The organism is Chryseobacterium elymi, from assembly GCF_003385495.1.
GTDB classification, from domain to species: Bacteria; Bacteroidota; Bacteroidia; order Flavobacteriales; family Weeksellaceae; genus Chryseobacterium; species Chryseobacterium elymi.
In genome coordinates, this window is sequence record NZ_QNUH01000001.1 from 161,522 (window position 1) to 183,191 (window position 21,670).

Consider the following 21,670-nt stretch of genomic DNA (forward strand, 5'->3'; position numbering starts at 1 on the left):
ATGGAAATGGATGGAACCAGGGATGAAAGTTTAGTAAATCCTGCACTTAATATTAACGAAACAAAACTTCATAACAGTCTCAGACAGAAAACCTGGGACGAAACCATCACCAAAGACAGCTGGATGGTTTTTAAAGTAATGGCTGAATTTGTGGACGGGTATGAAAAGCTGGCTAAGATAGGGCCATGCGTTTCTATATTTGGCTCTGCAAGACTGAAGCCTGAAAGCAGATATTACGAAATGGCTGTTGAGATTGCTGAAAAGATCACCAAGCTGGGCTTCGGAATCATTACCGGAGGCGGACCGGGAATCATGGAGGCTGGAAATAAAGGAGCTTTTAATGCCCAGGGAAGATCTATTGGACTTAATATTGACCTGCCGTTTGAACAGCATTTTAACCCGTACATTAATAAATCCTATTCTATGAACTTCGATTACTTTTTCGTAAGAAAAGTAATGTTTGTGAAATATTCTCAGGGATTCGTAGTAATGCCTGGAGGTTTCGGAACCCTGGACGAGCTTACGGAAGCAATGACTTTGATTCAGACTAATAAAATAGGCAGGTTCCCGATTGTTCTGGTAGGAAGTGAATTCTGGGGCGGATTGCTGGATTGGTTCAAAGCAACACTGTTAAAAGAAGGAATGATTGCCGAAGATGATCTAGAACTATATCGTGTGGTAGACACGGCTGACGAGGCTGTTGCACACATCAAGGCATTCTATGATAAATATTCTGTGAACGTAAATTTTTAATTGGCATATTATTTGTGACCTATAATTAGCAAGAATGATTGTAAATCTATTAATTAAGATGAAAAAACTTTTATATATATCAGGAATTTTAACATTTTTTGTGTTAATGAGTTTTATGTATGTAGACTTTTTCTCTTCAATGACTAAAGTTGATTATATAGATGGAAGCAAAACATTGAAGTTTACCACAAAAATGAATACCAACCATATTTCTGATGCTATTAAAATCAATCCCAGTACAGCAGGATTTGAAGCAGAAGTAAAAAAATATGTAAATAATAATTTTGATGTGTTCGTCAATGGATCTCCAAAAACTATAACCTTCACCGGAAGTCAGGTAAGCGGAGAAACTGTATGGGTATATTTTGAGACCGGTGGTGTTTCCGATATCAATACCTTAAAGATTAAAAACACTATTCTTTTAAGCGCCTTTCCTAAGCAGATCAACATTGTTAGTGTTGCTTACAAAGGAAGTCAGAAAGTAATGAACTTCCAGCGAGGCAAGGAAGTAAATGAAGTTTCTTTCTAAACAGAATAAATTTTAAAAATAAAAAAACCACTGCATCTGCAGTGGTTTTTATTTTTACCTTTACCTGAACACTTCTTCGTAGGCCGTTTTTAAATCGTATTCTATATCACCAATACCATTGTGCATGTCTGTTGCAGGAAACTTATTATACGAAACTACTGTACAAACAGTTGCTAACGGCACAAGAAATTCTATTAACCAGGAATAAAATAATTAATTCTCATGAAAAGTAAGAGGGGTCTCCTATTAATAATAATAATCTGCTCTATAGGCTGGATCATATATTTTTTAAAGTATAAGGCTATAAGCCCGCCAACAGCATTAATACTTAAAAATGCCAAATATACCGTAGGAGAAATAACTTCTGATTATTATGGAGACAGAGCACGTAACAAAGGAAATGATTTTAGATTCAAATATGAGAAAGGATTCATTAGAAATGCCCATCAAGACGGAGAGTTTATTAATGGAAGAAAATATCTTGTTATATATGATTCTCTCAATATTAGAAATGGATTTCTCATATTAGACAAATTTGACATTACAGATTCTTTGAGTAAATATCATATCTATAAAAATTATGATTATTATGATGTCGGATGGTCATTACTCAAAATACCATTTCAATATGATAAAAGTGATATTGACTATGAGGTAAAAATGAATCTCGTAAGTGAATAGATTCTGGTTGCTTTGTAAATTTATTTTAAGACCTGGCAAATGAAAAAGGTCGTCTTTCACAAGACGACCTGTATTTAAAATATCAGATTTAGATTATTGAATCTGAATATTGTCTAATTGAACAGTTGTAGTCACACCACTTCCGTTTCCTGTATATTCGAATAAGATATATCCGTTTCCTGTCAATGTACTTGGAATAGTATAAGTCCCCGCAGGAGCTAATGTTCCGTAACCACTAGTTGGCGTCTGCGGAATTGTAAATTCAGAGGTAATATCCGTTTTCGTTGCAGCCGTAATGTCTCCCAGTGGCGTATAGTTGGTGCTATAGTATACTTTTAAGGCATTCCCGTTCCAGAATCCAACATTCACATCAAATTTCAATGTATTTGCAACTGTAAAGTCAACCGGCACGATGAAGTAAGTAGTATATGGCCCTGTTCCGGAATTGGCTCCCAGTTGGATGTATTTATTACCGCTAAACGATTTCAACTGCCAGTATCTGTTTCCTAAAAGCGGATCGTTGATATACTTAGGGAATACTTCCAGGTTGGCAGGAGTGGTTGCATAGCTTTCAAAGTTCTCAAGGAAAGATCCTGAATAGGTAATTGCAGTACCTCCTTTAGGCGGAGTAGCATCTATTCTGGTTCCTTTGAAATTAATATCTTTCGTATTTCTGATAAGCATCTGCCATGTAGAATTATAACGGCTCACTACGAAAGTAGCATCTCCGTTTCCTGTTGGTAATAAAGTAGCTCCTTCAGAGAAGAATCCGGAGTTTCTTATAGTAGTAGAGTTTCCTGAACCATCCTCCAATGTTCTGTCTGTATCTACACCTGCTCCTGCAACATAATCGATATAAGTTTTGTTTACAGGATAGATATCACCGATTGAAAACTGGGTGTTAGAAACTTTAACCAATGTATTGATATACTGCTCGCTCTTAGCTGCAGCAAGATTAGGCAATTCAACCGGCTTAATATTGACCACTTCAAGACCGTTACCACCACAAACTCCGGAAACATATCTGCTTACCAGGGATGCTGGAACTCTTCCGATAGCATAAGTAGGATCTACGGAACCTATTTTTACCGTTCCTCTGTCGATACCCAGTCTCAATCCTTTGGCATTAATTCTGATGTGTGCTCCTACAGGGAAATCTGCATAGTTACTTGATTTATCAACTTCGATCTGGAGACCGGCAGTAGGGTTTTCAGCCTTGTCCTGGAAAGAAATTGTTTTATAAAAATTTCCGCTCTCGTCAGAAGAAATTACATATCCGTCAAAAATCTGATCGGTAGTAATCAAAAGATATCCTGTAGCCGGAGCCTGAGCTTTAAAATCTGCAAGAGAGATGTTGGGCGAAGGAAATTTGTTTTCACACTTAATGGGTGGTGTTTCCCACTCGTCTTTTTGTACACAAGAGGTAATAGCAACGGCTGCAAAGGCAGCTCCTGTTATTAAACTTAAGTATTTCTTTATGTTCATCTTAATAATTTTTAAAAGTAGTTAGTTGACTGATTATTAGAATCTAAGCTGTAAATTCACAAAATATGATCTTCCCTGGGTGTACCAGTATTTAGGTGCAAACAAAGTAAACTCTCTGTCAAGATCCTGAGAGAAAGTAGGATATTTAGCATTTCTGGTCTGCTCAAACCCACCTGTGATATACTTTCTGTTATCTAAGATATTATTTACAGTCGCAGAAATTAATACATAATACTTACCAATTACCCAGGACTTTCCTGCATTAGCATTCAAGAAGAAAGAGGAAGGCAGTATGTTCGGCTGTAAAACTCTTCTCAGCTCAGATTCTGTTAAACCGGAAAATGGAGTCCCTGTATTATCATTCTGTACAAATGATTCTGTTCTTACCAGAGAAGCAGGATCCAGATAATTTTCATCAAAATAGTTCCAGTTGGCACCTACCCACCAGTATTTAGGGTTATTGTAACGGAAACCTAAAGAGAATGCCTGCTGAGGAGTTCCTCCCTGACGGTAAGAGTTAAGGTAAGATTTACCCATGCTTGTGTAAGGAAGTCCATTTCCAAAAGCCCCCACTGCGTCTGAAGCAAAATAAGTCATTGGATCATTCTGATAGGTATACTGACCGATACTTGCCAGACCTTGTAGAGATAGTGTAGGCAATACCTTCACGTCAACTCCCAGTTCCAAGCCCATATTTCTTTTCTTTACATCCGTCATGATCTGGGAAACAAATGCACTCTGAACGTTGGTTTGGTTACCGTCCGCATCAACACTTTTCAACGGGATACCATCTGCGAAAAATCTTTGAACGGTAGTTTCGTTATCCGTATCCACCAAATAACCTGTCAATCTCAATTTCAGGAATGGAGAAGAAATAACGTAGCTAAGGTCATTGGCATTTACTACCATATTTTTCACTCCCGGAGCCACGGATCCGTTTACTCTCGGATTAACGAATAAATCTTCCAGATAAGGAGCCTGGGAATAATAAGCACCATTATAAACAAGGAAGTTTCTTCCGTTTAGCTTATAGATAACCTGCCCTTTCAGACCGTAGTTCCAATAGTTATAATCAGCTCCTTTTCCATAAGAGTCTTTATATAAATAATGTTTGAACAAACCTTCTCTGTTGGAAGATGAATATCCTGCCATGGCAGAAACAAATACATCAAACTTTCCGGTTGAGAATTTTAATCCCGGGTTCACTTTCACTTCTTGTCTTCTGAAAATGTAGTCATAACCCATTTTGTCGCCTACTCTTTTTGCTACATTATCTTCACCTTCATTAAACAAACCTGATTTTCCCGGCTGGTTGGTAGCAGCAAACGGGTCTCTGTTCAGTACAAAATCAGCTCCCAAAAGGTCATTGACTTCTCTGTACTGCTCAGAATAGTAGTTTTGGTATGATACGTTTAATAAGAATTTAGTCGTATCGGTAAAATTATGTATAAGGTGCGTTGCAGCGTTCCAGATTTTATCATCACTTACATCATTTACCATGTAATACAAAGCTCTTTTACCAGTCTGCCCATAATAGGTTCCCGGAGCCTGCTGCATATTTCTTCTGTAAAGCTTATTCCAATCCAGCTGGGTAACGCTTGTATCTCCTGATTGCCATGCTGCCAGCGCTGTTCTGTAAGCATCCTGTGCAGTGGTGGTTGTTCCGTCAGGATTGGTAATAGAAGCATTAGGATCTAAAGAATCGTAATAACTTGGTAAGTTCCTGTAATAGGTAGGAGACGGATTCTGAACATTCTGCCAGTCTAAACGGGAACCTTTGTCTTTCCCGAACTGATAAGAAACAGATGTCCAAAGACTTGATTTTTTATTGATTTTCCAGAAATCCTGAATCTGGAAGATCGGCTGGAAACCTTTTCTTACCCTTTCACTTCTCTGCTCTCCGTCCTGATATCCCCAATAAGAATTATAATGTACTCCTCTGTAATCATATACTTCCTGGGTGCTCGGGCTTGAAGTGGATCTTCTGTAAGGTGCTCCGATAAAGTTGAATGTCATTGAATGCTTGTCACTAAACTTTTTCTCAATTCCTAAATAAGTTCCGTAAGCATCATAGAAAGTTCCGTCCTGGATACCTTCTTCTGCCCATCGTCTTGCTCCCATTACAGTAAATGCCCATCCTGATTTGCTCATTCCTGAGCTGTATCTTAAAGAAGTTCTGTTTCTGTAATTTCTATTGGTTAAAGACTGAGTAAACTGAAAACCTTTTCTATACTCACTCGCTTTTGTATTTTTATAAACAACCGAACTGTTTCCACCAAATGCGTATTCAGACGGAGAATGGTTGGAGGAGATTTCAGGGTATCTTGTAATCTCGTTAAGACCGCCCCAGTTTCCGAAATCTACATTTCCGTTATCAGATTTTATCATGGAAATACCATTAAGCATGGTCTCTCCCATTCTACCGTCAATCCCTCTTGGACGGAACCAATAGAATCCTAAATCAAACGCAGCAATTCTACTGAAAATGTCCTGAGACGACTGCAGCAAACCTACCGTAGATGCCTGGCCGCTGTTGCTGTCTTCATCATCACCATCACTATCAATAATAGCTAATCCCTGATCTGCACTGGTAAGTGCAGAATATAGAGTTATTACCCCTAGATCCTTTCTTTTCTCATTGGTTACGTCAAACTCCATCATTTTGGTTTCGAAGTTGGGTTTCGTAATCATAATTTGATAATGGCCCGGCTGCAGATCTACAAACTGGAAATATCCAATTTTGTCAGCCGTTACATCATTTTCGCTCCCTTTAAGATCTACTTCCGCCCTTTCAACAGGCTTTCCATCAGCATCCTTAAGATACGCAAACACAGTAGTCTGCGCAAAATAGAATGAAGCAGGAAGTAAAGTAAATAAAGAGACTAATGATAATTTTTTAATCATGAGTATATTATTTTTTTTAATACTTTTCTTATTAATTCTCAACAGTTTAAAAGTTGGGGGCACAAATTTAGTCAAAATTTGGAATCTTCAACTTTTTTAACAATATTTTTTCTTAACATGGCAGCCTTTTAAGATTCATTATATAAGAGAATTGTTTTATCTTGTTTTAAATTTACAAATATTTAAATGGAGTGAATTAAAAAAAGGTAAATTTGTAGTTTAAATAATTTTAATACTCTAGAGGATGAAGAGATTTATGAGTTTTGTGGCTGTTATTTTTTCAATAATGGCTTTTGCACAACAGGGAAAACTTAGGAAAGTAGCTACTGTTGGCTTTTTGAATGTTGAAAACCTTTGGGACACCATCCGTTCTGCGGATTATATTGATGGTACTAAAGACATCCGTAATCCGGCTTTCCACAGAAGCATTCCAATGGATTCCATTAAGTTTTTAGAAGCAGAGAAACATGACGGCCCCTGGAGTGACGGTGCATTAATGGGTAAAAAAGCAGTAAGATATCAAAGTGGTTCTGACGAATTTACGCCAAACAGCAGTAAAAATTATAATACTAAAATTTATAAGGCAAAGCTTGCCAACGAAGCAAAGGTAATATCTGAAATGGGTGCACAGTATACAAAAACAGCACCTGCAGTAGTTGGACTTATTGAAGTTGAAAACAGGCAGGTCATTGAAGACTTGATAAAGCAGCCTGTTCTTGCCAAATATGATTACGGAATTATTCATTATAATTCTTATGATTACAGAGGAATTGATGTTGCATTAATTTATCAGAAAAGAAGATTTACCCCAACCAATTCATTGAAAAAAGAACTAAAAATTTTCGGTAATGATGGTAAAAGAGAATACACAAGAGACATTTTGGTCGTAACAGGTTTCCTCGATAATGAAAAGGTTGCATTTTTCATGAATCACTGGCCATCAAGAAGAGGCGGCGAAGCCGTTTCATTACCTAAAAGAAATGCTGCTGCCGCTTTACTGAAACAGCAGATGGACAGTGTAAGAGCAGCAGACCCTTCCACTAAACTTTTTGCAATGGGTGATTTTAATGATGATCCTGTGAGCCCAAGTTTGAAAAATCATCTAAAAGCTGTTGCAAGCCCTAAAGATTTGAGTGAAACCACACCATATCTTAATTTAATGTATCCTTTATATAAAAAAGGGATCGCTTCACTCGCTTACCAGGATGCTCCGAACCTTTTTGACCAGATTATTGTTTCCAAAAATTTAATAGCTGATCAGGTGACAAAAGAATACTCTGTATATAAAGCAGAGATCTTTGCCCCGCCTTATTTAGTGAATAAAGAAGGCAATTATAAAGGGTATCCTTTCAGGTCGTGGAACGGAGATCAGTTTACAGGAGGATATAGTGACCACTTTCCGGCATTTGTTATTCTTCAGAAAGAACCATAAAATTAACTTAGGCACTCATTTTGAGTGCTTATTTCTTATATCAATGTTCTTATTATGAAAAATTTTATTATCCTGCTTTTCTTCGCAAGTATTCCTTTCAGCTGTTTTTCCCAGAACAGCCCCAAGAAAGATGAAGAAAAATCAGAATTGAAGCCTTCTAAGAATGAAGACGGAGAGTGGGAACTTACTGTGATTGATACCCAGTTCGATTATTTTCTGAATGCGGTAGCAAAACCAATAAGCCAGTATTCAGAATCTTATCTGAAAACAAAGAATACATTCCTGGTTGCTGAATGGAATTCTTACTACAATTCAGGAAAATACCGGAATATCATAGAGTCAGGTATAGATTACGACCAAAGAGAAAACTACGGAATAAAATTCGAGTATAAGCTGTACCAGGTCTTTGCTTATGTCAGCTGGAAATACGGACTAAGAATGAATGGGCTTTCCGGAAGTGATGCTTTTAGATAAATAAACACTACTTTTTATACATTTGATCTACAATAAAAAAGGTTCAGAATTTCTTCTGAACCTTTTATTTTTATAATAGCTAAAAATTATTTGTTGAATAATTCCTCCACTTTATCCCAGTTCACAACATCAAAAAATGCTGAAACATAATCAGGCCTTCTGTTTTGGTAGTTTAAATAATAAGCATGCTCCCAAACATCCAATCCAAGAACCGGAGTTCCTTTCACATCTGCAACAGGCATTAATGGGTTATCCTGGTTTGGAGTAGAGGAAACAGATACGGATCCGTCTGTATTTTTGATCAGCCAAGCCCACCCTGAACCAAATCTGGTTTTAGCAGCATCAGAAAAATCAGTTTTGAATTTTTCAAAACCACCATAATTTTCAATGGCTGCTTTTACATTTCCTACAGGCTCTTTGCTTCCTCCCGGAGTTAAGATCTCCCAGAATAAAGAATGGTTAAAGTGCCCTCCTCCGTTATTTCTTACTGCTGGCTTATCAGTTCCTGTCTGGCAGATCTCTTCGATAGTTTTTCCTGCCAATTCAGTTCCTTCAATAGCTTTATTTAAATTGTCAATATACGCCTGGTGATGTTTTGTATGGTGGATTTCCATAGTTTTTGCATCAATAGTCGGCTCTAATGCATCGTATGCATATCCTAATTTAGGTAATTCAAATGACATAATTTTTATTTTTAATGTTATATCCAAATTTAGCCAATATTTAAGCTATTATCAAAAAGTGGGAGTTACTTTAATAAATCTTTAACATTGATATATTGATTTAGAATGAATTAATTTTTATAAGTATGAAGGCTCAAGCTAGAAGATGGAGGTTATTATAGTCTAAAGCATGGCTCAAAGTCAGACTCTCAAACCTAGAGAAAGTTTACAAAAAAGCACGGAGATCAGCTGATCTCCGTGCCTTATTAACAATTAAATTAATCTATTTATTCATAGACATCAGAAATTCCTCGTTATTTAAAGTTCCTCTGATGTTTTTATTTACAAATTCCATTGCTTCTACAGGATTCATTTCGGAAAGATATTTTCTGAAGATCCACATTCTCTGTGAAGTCACCTCATCTAAAAGAAGATCATCTCTACGTGTACTTGAAGATACAAGATCGATCGCCGGATAAATTCTTCTGTTCGCAATCTTTCTGTCCAGCTGAAGTTCCATATTACCTGTTCCTTTGAATTCTTCGAAGATTACTTCGTCCATTTTAGAACCGGTATCAATAAGTGCAGTAGCAATAATCGTTAATGAACCACCCCCTTCAATCTTCCTGGCTGCTCCGAAAAATCTTTTCGGCTTGTGAAGAGCATTAGCATCCACACCACCTGATAAAACTTTACCTGATGCCGGTGTAACTGTATTATAAGCTCTCGCCAATCTTGTAATTGAATCCAGTAAAATCACTACATCATGTCCGCATTCTACCATTCTCTGAGCTTTTGCTAAAACAAGATTCGCCACTTTTACGTGTTTGTCTGCTGCTTCATCAAATGTAGAGGCAATAACTTCCGCATTTACGCTTCTTTCCATATCGGTAACTTCTTCAGGACGTTCGTCAATCAGAAGAACCATCATGTACACTTCAGGATGATTGGCTGCAATAGAGTTGGCAATATCTTTCAGCAACATCGTTTTACCTGTTTTAGGCTGTGCAACGATCATCGCTCTCTGTCCTTTTCCGATAGGCGCGAAAAGATCTACAATTCTTGTTGAAAGCGTAGAACCATTTCCTGTAAGATTGAATTTCTCTTCAGGAAAAAGCGGAGTTAAATATTCAAAGGCAACACGGTCTTTGATGAACGCAAGATCACGTCCGTTTACTTCCGTAGGCTTTAATAATGAAAAGTATTTTTCACCCTCTTTTGGAAGTCTTACAATTCCTTTAACCGTATCTCCGGTTTTCAAACCAAAATTTCTGATCTGTGCTGTAGATACATACACGTCATCAGGAGAAGAGATATAGCTGAAATCCGATGAACGAAGGAATCCGTAGTTATCCGGAAGGATTTCCAAAACCCCTTCAATACTTACCATCCCATCAAAACTGAATTCTTTTCTCTGTTCAGAATGATGTTCCTCATTTCTGTCAGCATGTTGTCTTTGCTGATTTGGATTCTGATTCTGGTGTTGATTTGGATTTTGATTCTGACCCTGATTTTGGTTTTGATGCTGATTAGGGTTCTTATTTTGGTTTCCGCTGTTTTGCGGATTGTTGTGCCCTTTTTGTTGGGATCTGGCCTGAGGTTGGGAAGTAGCAGGCTTTTCTTCTGATGGAGCAGATTCCTGAGGTTCTGCATTTTTAGGAGCTTCTGCTCTTTCTTGTGGAGTTTCTGTATTGCCTGTGTTAGCAGTCACTCTTTTTCTTTTTTTCCTAGCCTGTGCTGAATTGTTTTCTTCAGGAGCGGAAACCGTTTCTGCTTTGGGCTCTTCCTGCTTTATTTCTTCAGCAGCCGGCACCTTTTCTTTTACTTTCTCTTCAGCTTTAGGGCTTTCTTCAGTAGGTGCTTTTACTTCTGCTTTGGGTTTGGCAGGTTGTCTTTTAGGCGCTGCTTTTTTTACAGGAGCCTTTGCAGGTTTTTCTGCGGGTTTTTCTTCAGTATCCATACTGGTTTCTGTGGCGTTGAAATAATCTTTTGCAACTTTAGGGTTAGAAGCCTGAAAGTCAAGAACGGCAAAGATTTTATCATTATCATTGCTGTTTCTAGCAACTTTAACGCCTAAATCTTTTAAGATTTTAGTCAGTTCCGTTACGGATTTTGACCTTAACGTTTCTATGTTAAACATACTTAATGTAAAAATGTAATTAATTGTGAGTAAGAAAAGTAAGTCCGGTGACTTTTGTTTTCAAGTACATATGTATAATGCAAATCTACACTTATTTTTGAATTGTGCAAAATTTATGTTATTTTTGCCAGGTATTTAATAATCTATGTTACAGAGAATACAGACTATTTGGACTCTTTTGGCGGTTTTGGCTGCTGTTTTCCTTTTCATTACAGGACAGGATGTTGACGTTTTCGGCAATATTCCGGTGATTGATATAAGCTGTATTGCCCTGGTTTTGATAGGAGCATTGAGTATTTTCAGTTTTAAAAACAGAAAAAGACAAATTTTGCTGAATACATTCAGCATCATTATAAACGTTTTGTTGATTGGTGTATTGGCGTACTGGTTACTAAACTTATCCGGAGGAATTCAGATTCCTGAGAAGGGTATTGAGCCGGTTTTCCCATTGATCGCGGTGATCTGTCTGTTTATTGCAAATGTATATATCCGCAGAGATGAGAGGCTCGTAAAATCTGTAGACCGACTTCGATAGCCTTACAACGATTTTTTGAGTGAGAACAGTTCCGAAAGGAGCTGTTTTTTTATTGTAATGATTTGCTTAATTTCGCCCAGCACCTTAAAAATTCTTAATGATTCAAATGTAAGCTCGTCTGACTAATTTTATATCATTTCATGCAACATTTCCGTTAAGAATACGACTGATCCTCTTAAATTGTATCAAAAAATGAAAAAACTAACCTACCTTGCCCTGACCTTCTTCTCAGCATGTACGTTTGCTCAGGAAGTTTCAAAAGAAAGAGTAACCACAATACTTGCAACCCTGGCTTCAGATGAAATGAAAGGCCGCGAGATCGGAACTCCTGAAAATGATAAGGCTGCAGAATATATTGCGCAGCTTTTCAAAGAGAACGATCTTGAATACTGCACAGGAAATTCTTACCTGATCCCTTTCGATTATGAAGGAAAGAAAGCCTATAATGTATGTGGAATCAAAAAAGGAAAAACAGATAAATACTTAGGGTTCTCAGGACATTTCGACCATATCGGGACAAGTGAAAAAACCGGTGACAACATTTATAACGGTGCAGATGATGATGCGAGCGGAATTACCACTTTAGCAGGTATCGCCGATTATTTTAAAAATAAAAAACCTGAATTTTCAATGGTTTTCATGGCATTCAACGGTGAAGAAAAAGGAATGCTGGGATCAAGAGCAATTTCCACAGATACCGGTTTGGATAAGGTATATAATAATATGACGGCACTTTTCAATTTTGAAATGGTAGCTACAGAATCCCAGTTCGGAAAAAATGCATTATTTATGACAGGCGATGAGTTTTCCGATTTTGATGAACTTTTTAATAAGTATGCGGCAAACGGATTAAAAATCAACTCCGATCCCTATGCTGCACAAAAATTATTCTACAGATCAGATAATGTAAGCTTTGTCAAGAAAAAGATCATTGCTCACTCATTCTCTACCGTGGATATGACGAAAGCTTCCCATTACCATAACGAAAGTGATGATGTAAACGTTGTAGATTTTGATAATTTAACAACCATCATCAATAACGTTGGAAAAACGTTGGAAAAACTGACTCCAAAGAATTTTGCCCCGAAATATAACGACAAGGTAAAATTTTAAATAATAAATGACAGAAACAAAACCGCCGGACTGGCGGTTTTTTCATGCCCTGAACCCTTCTGATCACTGAAAATTAAACAAACGTTTGTAACAAAACATATCTAATTGAAACATATTAACTAAAGTAAAACAGGATTAAGAACGTCTTTTCCTTTAATTTTACGTAATTTTGCTATCCAATTTTTCTTGAATGAAACCATTACAAAGAATACTTTATTTCGCGAAACCGCATCAAAAATACCTTTTCGGAAGTATGTTTTTCAATATACTGTACTCCTTACTCAATATCTTATCTGTGGGAACTATGCTTCCTATTTTGGGGCTGATGTTCGGCACAATTGAAAGACAAGGAAAAGAACCGGTATGGAGCGGAGCCTTCGGCGATTATTTCAACTATATAAAGGATAAAGCTTATTATTTTGTACAGACGCAGATTGATCAGCATGGTGCTGTTTATGTACTTGCTGTTCTGTGTGCAATTACAGGAGTTTCATTTTTACTAAGGAATATTTTCAGGTATATAGGAGCTTTCCTGTTGGTGAATTACCGTGTAGGTATTACCAAGGATCTCCGTACTGCGATGTACAATAAATTCCTTCAGCTTCCGGTTTCTTTCTTTACAGAACAGAGAAAGGGAGACATGATGTCCAGGATTTCCAATGACATCGGGGGTGTAGAAGGTGGAATTATGGGTGTATTGGTAGATATCATCAATGCTCCGTTTATGATCATTTCTTCACTGATCGCATTATTTTTACTGTCTCCTCAGCTGACCCTGTTTTCACTGGTTGTTTTCCCGGTTATGGGATTACTGATCTCATGGACTGGAAAAAGCTTAAAAAAGCAGGCTCATTATGCGCAGGCTGAACTCGGAAATCTGTTTTCACTGGTAGATGAAACTTTAAAATCGTCTAAAGTCATCAAAATCTTCAATGCAGATAAGATCCTTAAGAACAGATTCAACGAAACAACAACCAACTGGCAGAAATTTGCCATAGATATGAGCCGAAGAAGAGAACTGGCTTCTCCTATGAGCGAATTCCTTGGTTCTATTACTATTCTTATCATAACGTGGTATGCCGGAACTCAGATTTTAGAAGAGCAGACCATGAAACCTCAGGCTTTCCTGGTTTTCATCGGAATGTTCTTTCAGATTTTGGATCCTGCTAAAAAGCTTTCCAGCGCAATTTCTTCTATCCAGGGAGGAATGGCAAGTTTGGAAAGAGTAGCTGAAGTTCTTGATTATGATCTAAAGGTAGAGGAAATTGCAGAGCCTGTTTCTATCTCTACTCTTAGCAACCAAATTGAATTCAAAAACATTGGATTTTATTATGATAAAGACAATGTCATCCTTAAAAATTTCTCGCTGATCATTCCGAAAGGAAAAACTATAGCCCTTGTGGGACAGAGCGGAAGTGGAAAAACAACGATTGCCAACCTTCTGGCCAGGTTCTATGATGTGAATGAAGGTGAAATTTTAATTGACGGAACTGACATTAAACATTTAAAATTAAAAGAATACCGCCAACTTCTGGGAATGGTAACTCAGGAGTCTGTATTGTTCAATGATTCGGTTTATAATAATATCCTTATGGGTAAACCTGATGCTACCAAAGAAGAGGTAGTTGAGGCTGCAAAAATTGCTAATGCCGATGCTTTTATTTCGAATCTTCCTGATGGATATGATTCCAATATCGGAGATGATGGGAATAAACTTTCCGGTGGCCAGAAACAAAGGGTTTCTATCGCCAGAGCCGTATTGAAAAACCCACCGGTGATGATTTTGGATGAAGCTACTTCTGCCCTGGATACGGAATCTGAAAGATTCGTTCAGGATGCTTTGGATAAAATGATGGAAAACAGAACATCCCTGGTTATTGCCCACAGGCTTTCAACAATTCAAAAAGCAGACTGGATTGTAGTGATGGAGAAAGGAATTGTAGTGGAACAGGGAACACATCATGACCTGATCGCTAAAAAAGGAATGTATAATAAACTTGTTGAACTTCAAAACTTCGACTAAGATTTTAATTCAATTAAAATGAATCCCATACAAGAGTATTTCTACAGAATCAAAGAGCCTGAGAGAAGTACTCTTTTATTTTTACGTGATTCTATTTTAGCTTCAGATCCCGAAAATATTACAGAAACATTTAGTTTCGGGCTTCCTTTTATCAAGTACAAAAAGAAGATGCTGTGTTATTTTTATTACAGCAAAAAATACAAGAAACACTATCTGAGCTTTTATCACGGTGACAAACTGGATTATCCGGAGTTGATTCTGGATGGCAGAAAGAAGTTTAAAATCCTCTTGATTGATCCTGAAGAAGATCTTCCCGTAGAATTCATATTAAACCTCACAGAAGAGATTAAAAAGTATATAAAATAAAAAACTCCGGCACGAATCATCGTACCGGAGCCCTCTTTAAAAAACTTTATCATTGTGTGTTTATTCCGCTGAATTCTGCCTGTTTAATTGCCCAGGCGATCATATTGGCAAAAAGAATTGAATTCTGCACCTGCATTGATCCTGTTGCATATCCGTTTCCGGCATATCCGTAAGAAGATTTCCGAACCGGGAAATATCCTCCCGAACTTGGTGCTACAAAAGGCTCAATGGTATTGCTTGCATATTGATTTCCATTCGCATTTTCATTACTTAAAAAACCACCGTCACCAAACCATATAAAGTTTAAACTGGTATTTCTTAATCCCGAAATTCCTGTTCTTGCAGTTGTACTGTTAATAGGCTGTGCATAGCTGTAAGGAACAAATCCACTTGTCAATCCGGAAATATTGACGGTTGTAGAAGCATCTTCACCCCAGTTTTTACCTCTCACATCTCCAAAAGGTCCGTTAAGGATAGGATCATCAGAATTGGTAAGAGCATAAACAGAGCCTGCACCGCCTCCATAAGAAGCTGAAATGGTAGGATCAGAGAATATTCCTCTGAATAGGTTCTGAGCTGTACCTGTATCATCTGTCATAGCAATTACAACTCCTTTTTTATTAAGATAAGAAGCAATATAACCTGCATCTGTAGCATTAGGTGTATAGTTATAGCCAATGACAACAATATCTGGCTTGTTATTAAGAGCCGTCTGAAGAGCTGCTGATGAAGGTGAGTTTCCTAAAGATATATGGGTAAAACCTTCATATTTGACAATACTTGAGGCTGTTGTTCCAAAATTCGTCGGAGCGTCCATCAGACTTCGTGAAGGACCGGTGTAAGCACTATAGCCGTAAGCTGTTTCTAATCCGATATGAAGTACTGTCTTCTTAGGAATTACAACCACTACATTTACAGAGCAGGTTGTAGATACTCCTCCCTGGCTGTCTGAAGTAATAGTAATGGTTTTCACTGATGTAGAAGACGGTGTTCCTGTTCCGCCTAATGTTATATTTTGATTTCCTGTAGCTGTAAATGTTCCTGATCCACTGAAAGAAATTCCGTCAACCGTATTGGATGTAATGGTGTAGCTTCCCAATGTTGAAACATTGACCGGTAACGTAATGGTATTGGAAGCTGTAAGAGCCGTTCCTACTTTGTACACTCCATTTACCGTTGCACTTCCACAGCTCATGGTATATGTTCCTGCAGGGCTCAATACTGTAATCGAAATCGCCGGAGTACAGGTAACAGCAGTTCCATTAGCTTCAAGTGATACATTATCTGTCTGGATATTCTGAGGAGTTCCCTGCCCCGGAATCTGTATTGTTTGTGTTCCTGTATTCAAAAACACTCCCGTTCCGTAAAAGTTATATCCGTTTGTTGTAGTTCCGGAAATAGTATAGTTACCAACTTTAGTAACATTGACCGCAATAGTCAGATAATTAGAATTCGTAAGTTCTTTTCCTTTTACATAGCTCCCCATTGCTTTAGACACGGAGCAATCTATAGTAAAAACAGATTTTCCCATCTGCCCGCAGACACTTTTCCATTCGTTATCCGCAAGACTCCAGTAATTAAAACAATCTTCTGTAGTATTGTAAACCGTCAGTCCGTCATCTTTGGATTGATTAATTACAATGGCATTTCTTTGTGCTTCTGTAAGCCGTGGAATCAGCACTCCTTTGTTGTTATTTCCTGAGATAACATCCAAAACAGAATTAGCATTAGGGGTAGTAGTGTTAATTCCTACCGCTCCATTATTGGCTTGTGAATAAAATTTTCCAAAGGCAAAGAGCAACGCTATCAGCAAGACTTTGATTGGGGGAATTGTAAATTTTGTTTCCATCATTTTAAAGTTATAATTTGTTTAATGATTAAAATTTCAGCTAAGTCATTTAACCGTCACAAAATTATACCCCTCAGACAATTACAAATTAATTCTCACTACGCAATACTACTCACGCGTAGTAAAACTCACAAAATGCCAATAACTTATTATAACATTAAACGCAAATAAAAAAAGTTGAGTTATTTAACAAAACCCAACCATAAATTCAAAAAAATAAAATCAAAACAGTATAAAACCAATTCTTTCTTACGTAATAAAAAAAATAAAACAATTAGATTAAACAGAATATAACACCCTTCATGATTTAAAAATGGCTTTCCATCTGGCAATTGTATTTCGGCTTATCTTAAAATGATTACTCACCTGAAGATTAGTCAGTCCATTTCTTTTTTGATAACTTAGAATTTTCAAAATAGATTCTTTATCATAAGAGCGGAGTCTCTGATTATCACATTCAATTGTATATTTGGCGTCTCCAAAAATCAGTTGATTAAATTTCAGAATATCAAAAGATGAATACAATGCTTCCAGCTTAAGCCTTATGGCAGCATCTAGTAATTTTTCAGGAAACTCTTCTTCAAGAATATCGGTATAAATCTGCTTGTAATCAGGAATCATATTATATTTTTTTCATCCATTTATATAAAGTGGTTTTGGGAATTCTATACCTTTTAACGGCATCATTAGCTGTCATTTTCCCAGTTTTTATTTTATCCAGAATAAAATCCTTAACCTCCTGTGTATAGATGCTTTTTCTGAAAACCAGAGTATTTTTCTTTTGACTGAATTCATTATCCATTCTGGACTGCGGGGCATACAAAATCAGATGTCCTGTATAGAATCTGAAGAAATCGAATTTTAAAAGCTTACACCATTTCAGGAGAATATCAGTATCCATACTTTTGGCATGATACATCTTCTCTACTTCATCTTCCGCCTTGTTTAAAAATCGAGAAATTCTTTCTATGGAAATCTGATGTTCTTCAACTTTGGATCTGATCAGATTCCCAATATGAATGTTCTTAATATTCATCACACTATTTTTAAGTAAAAATATCAACAAGAAAAACAAGAAATACTATCAGAGACTACTCAACACTACGTACGAGTAACAAAAATCAAAATTTTGCCTAAATTTTAATCAAAAAGCTGTTGATGTTGATCTCAGAGGAAATATTAAGTTTTTTTCTAATCCTGTATTTTTTACTCTCCACAGCCCGAATACTGTTATTGGTACACTGCGCTATTTTCTTGGTATCAAAATCAAGCTTCATCAAAGCACAGAAATACAGCTCAGAATGAATAAGGTTAGGATTTATTTTTAAAACACCGGGTATAAAATGAGGAAAAAACACCTGGAATTTTTCAAAAAACATGGGTGAATTACTTTCTGCCAGACTTAAAATTTCCTCAATATTTTCTTCTGAAAGATGGTTGATAAGCATCTGGTGTTTCATCAGTTCCGTATTTGTTTTTACCAGATCTTTAATGGTAGAATCTTTCTCTTTTTTATCAGAAATCAAGCCATGAATCAGCGCATCTTTCTGAGTAATAAAAACGATATCCATCAGGAAAGAGGCAACGGAAAATAAAATATTCAGCAACTTTATTGTTTTAAAATCCCCGGCTTCTATATATCTGCTTTTGGGCAGGAAATCAAAATCAAAATACAGAACTACAATAAAATTAATACTGATCATAAACGTAATTAAAAAGATGGCAAAAGCGTCTTTTTTATAGTTCAGGAAGAATGGAACCGCAAACAGAAGACAAAAATAAAAATACTCTACTCCCGCATTTTTATAAGTATAAATATTGAAAAAGCTCACTATAAAAGTCAGCAAGACAAATATGAAGAGGATGAAACTTTTCAAGATATTCCTAAACCGTTTTGTCTTCCCTTTTAGTGCCATTAGAAACAGCCAGAAAAAGGTAATAACCGTAAGAAATGTTGAGATCAGCATATCCCCGAAAAAAGTAATAATAAAAACGGAATAAAACATGAAGATAAGGAACAATAAAAGCAGATAACGATTAATAAGATTAAGATAGTTACTGTCAAAATCATCGTTCATTTTCTCCGTTTCATCATTGATCATCTTATAGAAAAACTTATAAATCATCGTGTAGTTTTTTTATGTTTTCACAAGCTCAGGTTGGCATTTGTACTACTGAAAGCATAAATTTTCCAATATTAACAGCTTTTAAATAAAAACTCACAAAACAAAATATAGGTCTGTAATTTTTAGCGATAAAAGAATATGATTTGTGTTTTCCAGTTACAATTTACTAAAATCCAACATTAAAATTATCAAATAAAAACATTTTCATAAAAATTAATGCCTGTTTGTTCTATCTCATTTAAAAGTATAAATAGCTTGTGTGTGTTTTAACAGGCAAAATTATTAATACAAACAAAAAAATATTCTTTCCCTAATACGCAATATTACTCATGCGTAGTTAAACTCAAAATGAGCGAATCACTCTTTCTATCCAACAAATAAAAAAGAGAGCCATAAAGGCTCTCTTTTCAGTTTATATTCGATAAGAATCTTAATTTTCTTTCATTTTGGCAATAACATCCAAACCTCCTTTTGTAATATCTCCGATCTTGCAGATGATTTCAGTGTCCAAAGGCAGAAAAACATCCATTCTTGAACCGAATTTAATGAAACCGAACTCATGCCCGGCTTTTGCCTGATCGCCCTCATTGCAGTAGAAAACAATCCTTCTTGCCACATATCCTGCGATCTGTCTGAATACTACCTGATGATTTGTTGCTGTTTCCACAGCTACCGTCGTCCTTTCATTCTCTGTAGATGACTTTTCATGCCATGCTACAAGATATTTTCCAGGATGGTATTTTTTATAGATCACCTTTCCCGAAACCGGATATCTGCAGATGTGAACATTAAGCGGTGACATGAAGATGGAAACCTGAATGGCCTTTCCTTTAATAAATTCAGTCTCATCCACTTCTTTGATCATAACCACTTTTCCGTCTACCGGAGCAATCACGTTTTCTCTGTGCTCAAGTATATCACGGTCCGGAACTCGGAAAAACCAAAATACCAAACTGTAAACAACTAATAATGGCATAATGATCAGCAACGACCATATTTTAAGAAAATAAATAGCCAATACACTTATGATGATAAACAGTATCGTTGCTACGGTAATCGTTCCTTTTGATTCCTTATGTAATTTCATGAGATTAAATAAATTTTTCTAAAATAAAGTACAAATATACGACAGGAACGCAGATTAAAAAACTGTCCAGCCTGTCCAGCACGCCACCATGCCCCGGAATGATGTTTCCGCTGTCTTTCACCGCGAAATTTCTTTTAAGCTGGCTTTCTACCAGATCACCCAATGGAGCGAATGCAGCAACGAGGAAACCTACCACCATCCAGTTCCCGCGAAGTTCGGGCTGATAGTGCTCTACAAAGTAAGATAAAACCAATGTTAGCACAACTCCTCCGGCATACCCTTCCCAGGTCTTCTTAGGAGAGATTTTTGGGGCCATTTTGTGCTTTCCGAAAAACTTTCCGGTAAGGTATGCAAAAGTATCACTGCTCCATATCAGGATAAACAGGAAAAGTACTTCCAGTGAAAAGGTTCCTTCAAAAGTGGAAAACTTAGGCAGACCTAATGCAAAACTGAAAGGCAATGCTACATAAATTACCGTGAATATCAGTTTTCCGCTGTCATAATATAATTCGTTGGAATATTTGAATAGCGTAACCACTGCAATAGCGATCAGGGAAATAGCCAGTATTTCATTCAGCCTGAAATCGAAAAAGAAATCGTGGTGGAAATATCTTTTGGAAAAAACATAATAAATAAAAATTACCAGCGGGAATACGATCCATTTTTCATAACCCTTCCCAAACTTCATGATCTTAACACATTCCCAGGTACCTACCAGCAGCAAAAGAGTGATCAGCCCATGATACAGGTATTCCTGTCTGATAAGGTCCGGATGGATCCTGTTCATCAGCTGGGCACCCAGCGGTGTTGTGCAAAGAATGATAACGGCAACGTAAACAAGTCCGGAAATGGTTCTTTGAATAAGGTTTTTGTCCAAAATGTAAAATTTATAAGTTGATGCTTAATCTTCAAGCAACAGTAAAAACAGTTTTGTATTCGTATTGGAAGAAGTATCTAAGCTTGACTGACCTCCGCTGATGGAAGTAAGATTCCTGATATTTCCATTCCTTTTTATTTTTCCCATTGCGTCATTAAGGTTGTTCACGATCTGTGATACATTGGCTATGATAATGATTTTACCCGGAAGTCTTGAAGAGTGGTAATGCAGAATATTGTTGTGCGAAAGCATGATCCTGCCATCATAGGCAATAAGATATTCGCAGGTAATGAAGGCGGCATCATTGGAGTGTTCCATTTCAGAAGTATAAGGTGTCTTCACCACGTTCAAAAAACTCTGAAGCTCCTGGTCCCAGCAGAAAACATTACTGATGCCTTCTATTTTTACAATTTGGTTTAAAGTCTGTAGAGCTTCCGCTTCATCTGCACAATAATTAAAAAAACCTCCTGAATGCGTAAATAATTGCGCAAACTTATAGTCAAGATCCGCATTTTTCAGCGAATCCCCGAGCTTCTCCAGACTCTGTTTTTCTTCTTCCTCAGGCTGGTTGGTAAGTTTGCTTACAATCCTCTTGAATAAATTCAACTTAATCTATTTTTAGTCAACTTTATAC

The 21,670-nt window shown here is 36.8% G+C and carries 21 protein-coding genes; 9 read left to right on the forward strand and 12 right to left on the reverse strand.

Features of this window, described 5'->3' with window-relative positions:
- Positions 1-753, forward strand: a complete 753-nt coding sequence (locus tag DRF60_RS00690) for an LOG family protein (RefSeq protein WP_116010211.1) — start codon at positions 1-3, stop codon at positions 751-753.
- 58 nt (positions 754-811) lie between these two features.
- Entirely contained in the window at positions 812-1,282 is a 471-nt protein-coding gene (locus DRF60_RS00695) for a DUF6702 family protein (RefSeq protein ID WP_238639943.1), read from the forward strand.
- 60 nt (positions 1,283-1,342) lie between these two features.
- On the opposite strand, the gene DRF60_RS21700 is transcribed toward DRF60_RS00695, so the two are convergent.
- Entirely contained in the window at positions 1,343-1,465 is a 123-nt protein-coding gene (locus DRF60_RS21700) for a hypothetical protein (protein WP_262510851.1), read from the reverse strand.
- Positions 1,466-1,504: 39 nt separating this feature from the next.
- Here DRF60_RS21700 and DRF60_RS00700 point away from each other — a divergent pair, with 39 nt between their 5' ends.
- Positions 1,505-1,963, forward strand: a complete 459-nt coding sequence (locus DRF60_RS00700; protein ID WP_116010213.1) for a hypothetical protein — start codon at positions 1,505-1,507, stop codon at positions 1,961-1,963.
- A 93-nt stretch (positions 1,964-2,056) separates the two neighbouring features.
- Here DRF60_RS00700 and DRF60_RS00705 read toward each other — a convergent pair whose 3' ends face one another.
- Together DRF60_RS00705 and DRF60_RS00710 are read right to left on the reverse strand one after the other, a co-directional pair.
- Positions 2,057-3,448 carry a DUF5689 domain-containing protein gene (locus DRF60_RS00705; protein WP_116010214.1) on the reverse strand — a complete coding sequence of 464 codons (1,392 nt, stop codon included), beginning with the start codon at positions 3,446-3,448 and terminating at the stop codon, positions 2,057-2,059.
- A gap of 36 nt (positions 3,449-3,484) precedes the next feature.
- The gene (locus tag DRF60_RS00710; protein ID WP_116010519.1) at positions 3,485-6,352 is read right to left on the reverse strand and encodes a carboxypeptidase-like regulatory domain-containing protein; all 2,868 of its coding nucleotides are present in this window, start codon (positions 6,350-6,352) and stop codon (positions 3,485-3,487) included.
- Between the two features lie 244 nt (positions 6,353-6,596).
- Here DRF60_RS00710 and DRF60_RS00715 point away from each other — a divergent pair, with 244 nt between their 5' ends.
- Entirely contained in the window at positions 6,597-7,784 is a 1,188-nt protein-coding gene (locus DRF60_RS00715) for an endonuclease/exonuclease/phosphatase family protein (protein ID WP_116010215.1), read from the forward strand.
- A 54-nt stretch (positions 7,785-7,838) separates the two neighbouring features.
- Positions 7,839-8,258, forward strand: coding sequence for a DUF6146 family protein (locus DRF60_RS00720; protein ID WP_116010216.1), 420 nt, complete (start codon positions 7,839-7,841; stop codon positions 8,256-8,258).
- Positions 8,259-8,344: 86 nt separating this feature from the next.
- Here the strand turns inward: DRF60_RS00720 and DRF60_RS00725 are convergent, their stop codons facing one another.
- Positions 8,345-8,941 carry a superoxide dismutase gene (locus DRF60_RS00725; RefSeq protein WP_116010217.1) on the reverse strand — a complete coding sequence of 199 codons (597 nt, stop codon included), beginning with the start codon at positions 8,939-8,941 and terminating at the stop codon, positions 8,345-8,347.
- A gap of 262 nt (positions 8,942-9,203) precedes the next feature.
- Positions 9,204-11,060 (reverse strand): transcription termination factor Rho, encoded by a 1,857-nt coding sequence (gene rho / locus DRF60_RS00730; RefSeq protein ID WP_116010218.1) that lies wholly within the window; start codon positions 11,058-11,060, stop codon positions 9,204-9,206.
- Positions 11,061-11,205: 145 nt separating this feature from the next.
- Here rho and DRF60_RS00735 point away from each other — a divergent pair, with 145 nt between their 5' ends.
- From DRF60_RS00735 to DRF60_RS00750, 4 genes are all read left to right on the forward strand, one after another.
- Positions 11,206-11,595 carry a DUF4293 domain-containing protein gene (locus tag DRF60_RS00735; protein WP_116010219.1) on the forward strand — a complete coding sequence of 130 codons (390 nt, stop codon included), beginning with the start codon at positions 11,206-11,208 and terminating at the stop codon, positions 11,593-11,595.
- A gap of 192 nt (positions 11,596-11,787) precedes the next feature.
- Positions 11,788-12,708 carry a M28 family peptidase gene (locus DRF60_RS00740; protein ID WP_116010220.1) on the forward strand — a complete coding sequence of 307 codons (921 nt, stop codon included), beginning with the start codon at positions 11,788-11,790 and terminating at the stop codon, positions 12,706-12,708.
- A 190-nt stretch (positions 12,709-12,898) separates the two neighbouring features.
- The gene (locus DRF60_RS00745) at positions 12,899-14,731 is read left to right on the forward strand and encodes an ABC transporter ATP-binding protein (RefSeq protein ID WP_116010221.1); all 1,833 of its coding nucleotides are present in this window, start codon (positions 12,899-12,901) and stop codon (positions 14,729-14,731) included.
- Positions 14,732-14,749: 18 nt separating this feature from the next.
- Positions 14,750-15,097, forward strand: coding sequence for a DUF1801 domain-containing protein (locus tag DRF60_RS00750; RefSeq protein ID WP_116010222.1), 348 nt, complete (start codon positions 14,750-14,752; stop codon positions 15,095-15,097).
- Between the two features lie 49 nt (positions 15,098-15,146).
- On the opposite strand, the gene DRF60_RS00755 is transcribed toward DRF60_RS00750, so the two are convergent.
- From DRF60_RS00755 to DRF60_RS00785, 7 genes are all read right to left on the reverse strand, one after another.
- The gene (locus DRF60_RS00755) at positions 15,147-16,949 is read right to left on the reverse strand and encodes a hypothetical protein (RefSeq protein WP_116010223.1); all 1,803 of its coding nucleotides are present in this window, start codon (positions 16,947-16,949) and stop codon (positions 15,147-15,149) included.
- Positions 16,950-17,246: 297 nt separating this feature from the next.
- Complete coding sequence (locus DRF60_RS00760) at positions 17,247-17,567, reverse strand: helix-turn-helix domain-containing protein (RefSeq protein WP_116010224.1); 321 nt, start codon at positions 17,565-17,567, stop codon at positions 17,247-17,249.
- Position 17,568: 1 nt separating this feature from the next.
- On the reverse strand, positions 17,569-17,982 hold the full coding sequence (locus tag DRF60_RS00765; protein ID WP_116010225.1) for a transposase: 414 nt from the start codon (positions 17,980-17,982) through the stop codon (positions 17,569-17,571).
- 97 nt (positions 17,983-18,079) lie between these two features.
- A complete protein-coding gene (locus tag DRF60_RS00770; RefSeq protein ID WP_116010226.1) occupies positions 18,080-19,072 on the reverse strand; it encodes a helix-turn-helix transcriptional regulator in 993 nt (330 codons plus the stop codon).
- Positions 19,073-19,502: 430 nt separating this feature from the next.
- A complete protein-coding gene (locus DRF60_RS00775; RefSeq protein ID WP_116010227.1) occupies positions 19,503-20,159 on the reverse strand; it encodes a phosphatidylserine decarboxylase family protein in 657 nt (218 codons plus the stop codon).
- Positions 20,160-20,163: 4 nt separating this feature from the next.
- On the reverse strand, positions 20,164-21,036 hold the full coding sequence (locus DRF60_RS00780) for a phosphatidate cytidylyltransferase (protein ID WP_116010228.1): 873 nt from the start codon (positions 21,034-21,036) through the stop codon (positions 20,164-20,166).
- Positions 21,037-21,060: 24 nt separating this feature from the next.
- Positions 21,061-21,642, reverse strand: coding sequence for an LUD domain-containing protein (locus tag DRF60_RS00785; protein WP_116010229.1), 582 nt, complete (start codon positions 21,640-21,642; stop codon positions 21,061-21,063).
- Positions 21,643-21,670 lie beyond the last annotated feature (28 nt).

What these genes read in the sequence shown, in the direction of transcription:
- DRF60_RS00710 (WP_116010519.1), bottom strand. Translation starts at nt 6,352, where the DNA reads ATGATTAAAAAATTATCATTAGTCTCTTTATTTACTTTACTTCCTGCT.
- rho (WP_116010218.1), bottom strand. Translation starts at nt 11,060, where the DNA reads ATGTTTAACATAGAAACGTTAAGGTCAAAATCCGTAACGGAACTGACT.
- DRF60_RS00765 (WP_116010225.1), bottom strand. Translation starts at nt 17,982, where the DNA reads ATGAATATTAAGAACATTCATATTGGGAATCTGATCAGATCCAAAGTT.
- DRF60_RS00725 (WP_116010217.1), bottom strand. Translation starts at nt 8,941, where the DNA reads ATGTCATTTGAATTACCTAAATTAGGATATGCATACGATGCATTAGAG.
- DRF60_RS00760 (WP_116010224.1), bottom strand. Translation starts at nt 17,567, where the DNA reads ATGATTCCTGATTACAAGCAGATTTATACCGATATTCTTGAAGAAGAG.
- DRF60_RS00735 (WP_116010219.1), top strand. Translation starts at nt 11,206, where the DNA reads ATGTTACAGAGAATACAGACTATTTGGACTCTTTTGGCGGTTTTGGCT.
- DRF60_RS00705 (WP_116010214.1), bottom strand. Translation starts at nt 3,448, where the DNA reads ATGAACATAAAGAAATACTTAAGTTTAATAACAGGAGCTGCCTTTGCA.
- DRF60_RS00700 (WP_116010213.1), top strand. Translation starts at nt 1,505, where the DNA reads ATGAAAAGTAAGAGGGGTCTCCTATTAATAATAATAATCTGCTCTATA.
- DRF60_RS00695 (WP_238639943.1), top strand. Translation starts at nt 812, where the DNA reads ATGAAAAAACTTTTATATATATCAGGAATTTTAACATTTTTTGTGTTA.
- DRF60_RS00715 (WP_116010215.1), top strand. Translation starts at nt 6,597, where the DNA reads ATGAAGAGATTTATGAGTTTTGTGGCTGTTATTTTTTCAATAATGGCT.
- DRF60_RS00755 (WP_116010223.1), bottom strand. Translation starts at nt 16,949, where the DNA reads ATGATGGAAACAAAATTTACAATTCCCCCAATCAAAGTCTTGCTGATA.
- DRF60_RS00750 (WP_116010222.1), top strand. Translation starts at nt 14,750, where the DNA reads ATGAATCCCATACAAGAGTATTTCTACAGAATCAAAGAGCCTGAGAGA.
- DRF60_RS00690 (WP_116010211.1), top strand. Translation starts at nt 1, where the DNA reads ATGGAAATGGATGGAACCAGGGATGAAAGTTTAGTAAATCCTGCACTT.
- DRF60_RS00770 (WP_116010226.1), bottom strand. Translation starts at nt 19,072, where the DNA reads ATGATTTATAAGTTTTTCTATAAGATGATCAATGATGAAACGGAGAAA.
- DRF60_RS00740 (WP_116010220.1), top strand. Translation starts at nt 11,788, where the DNA reads ATGAAAAAACTAACCTACCTTGCCCTGACCTTCTTCTCAGCATGTACG.
- DRF60_RS00720 (WP_116010216.1), top strand. Translation starts at nt 7,839, where the DNA reads ATGAAAAATTTTATTATCCTGCTTTTCTTCGCAAGTATTCCTTTCAGC.
- DRF60_RS00745 (WP_116010221.1), top strand. Translation starts at nt 12,899, where the DNA reads ATGAAACCATTACAAAGAATACTTTATTTCGCGAAACCGCATCAAAAA.
- DRF60_RS00775 (WP_116010227.1), bottom strand. Translation starts at nt 20,159, where the DNA reads ATGAAATTACATAAGGAATCAAAAGGAACGATTACCGTAGCAACGATA.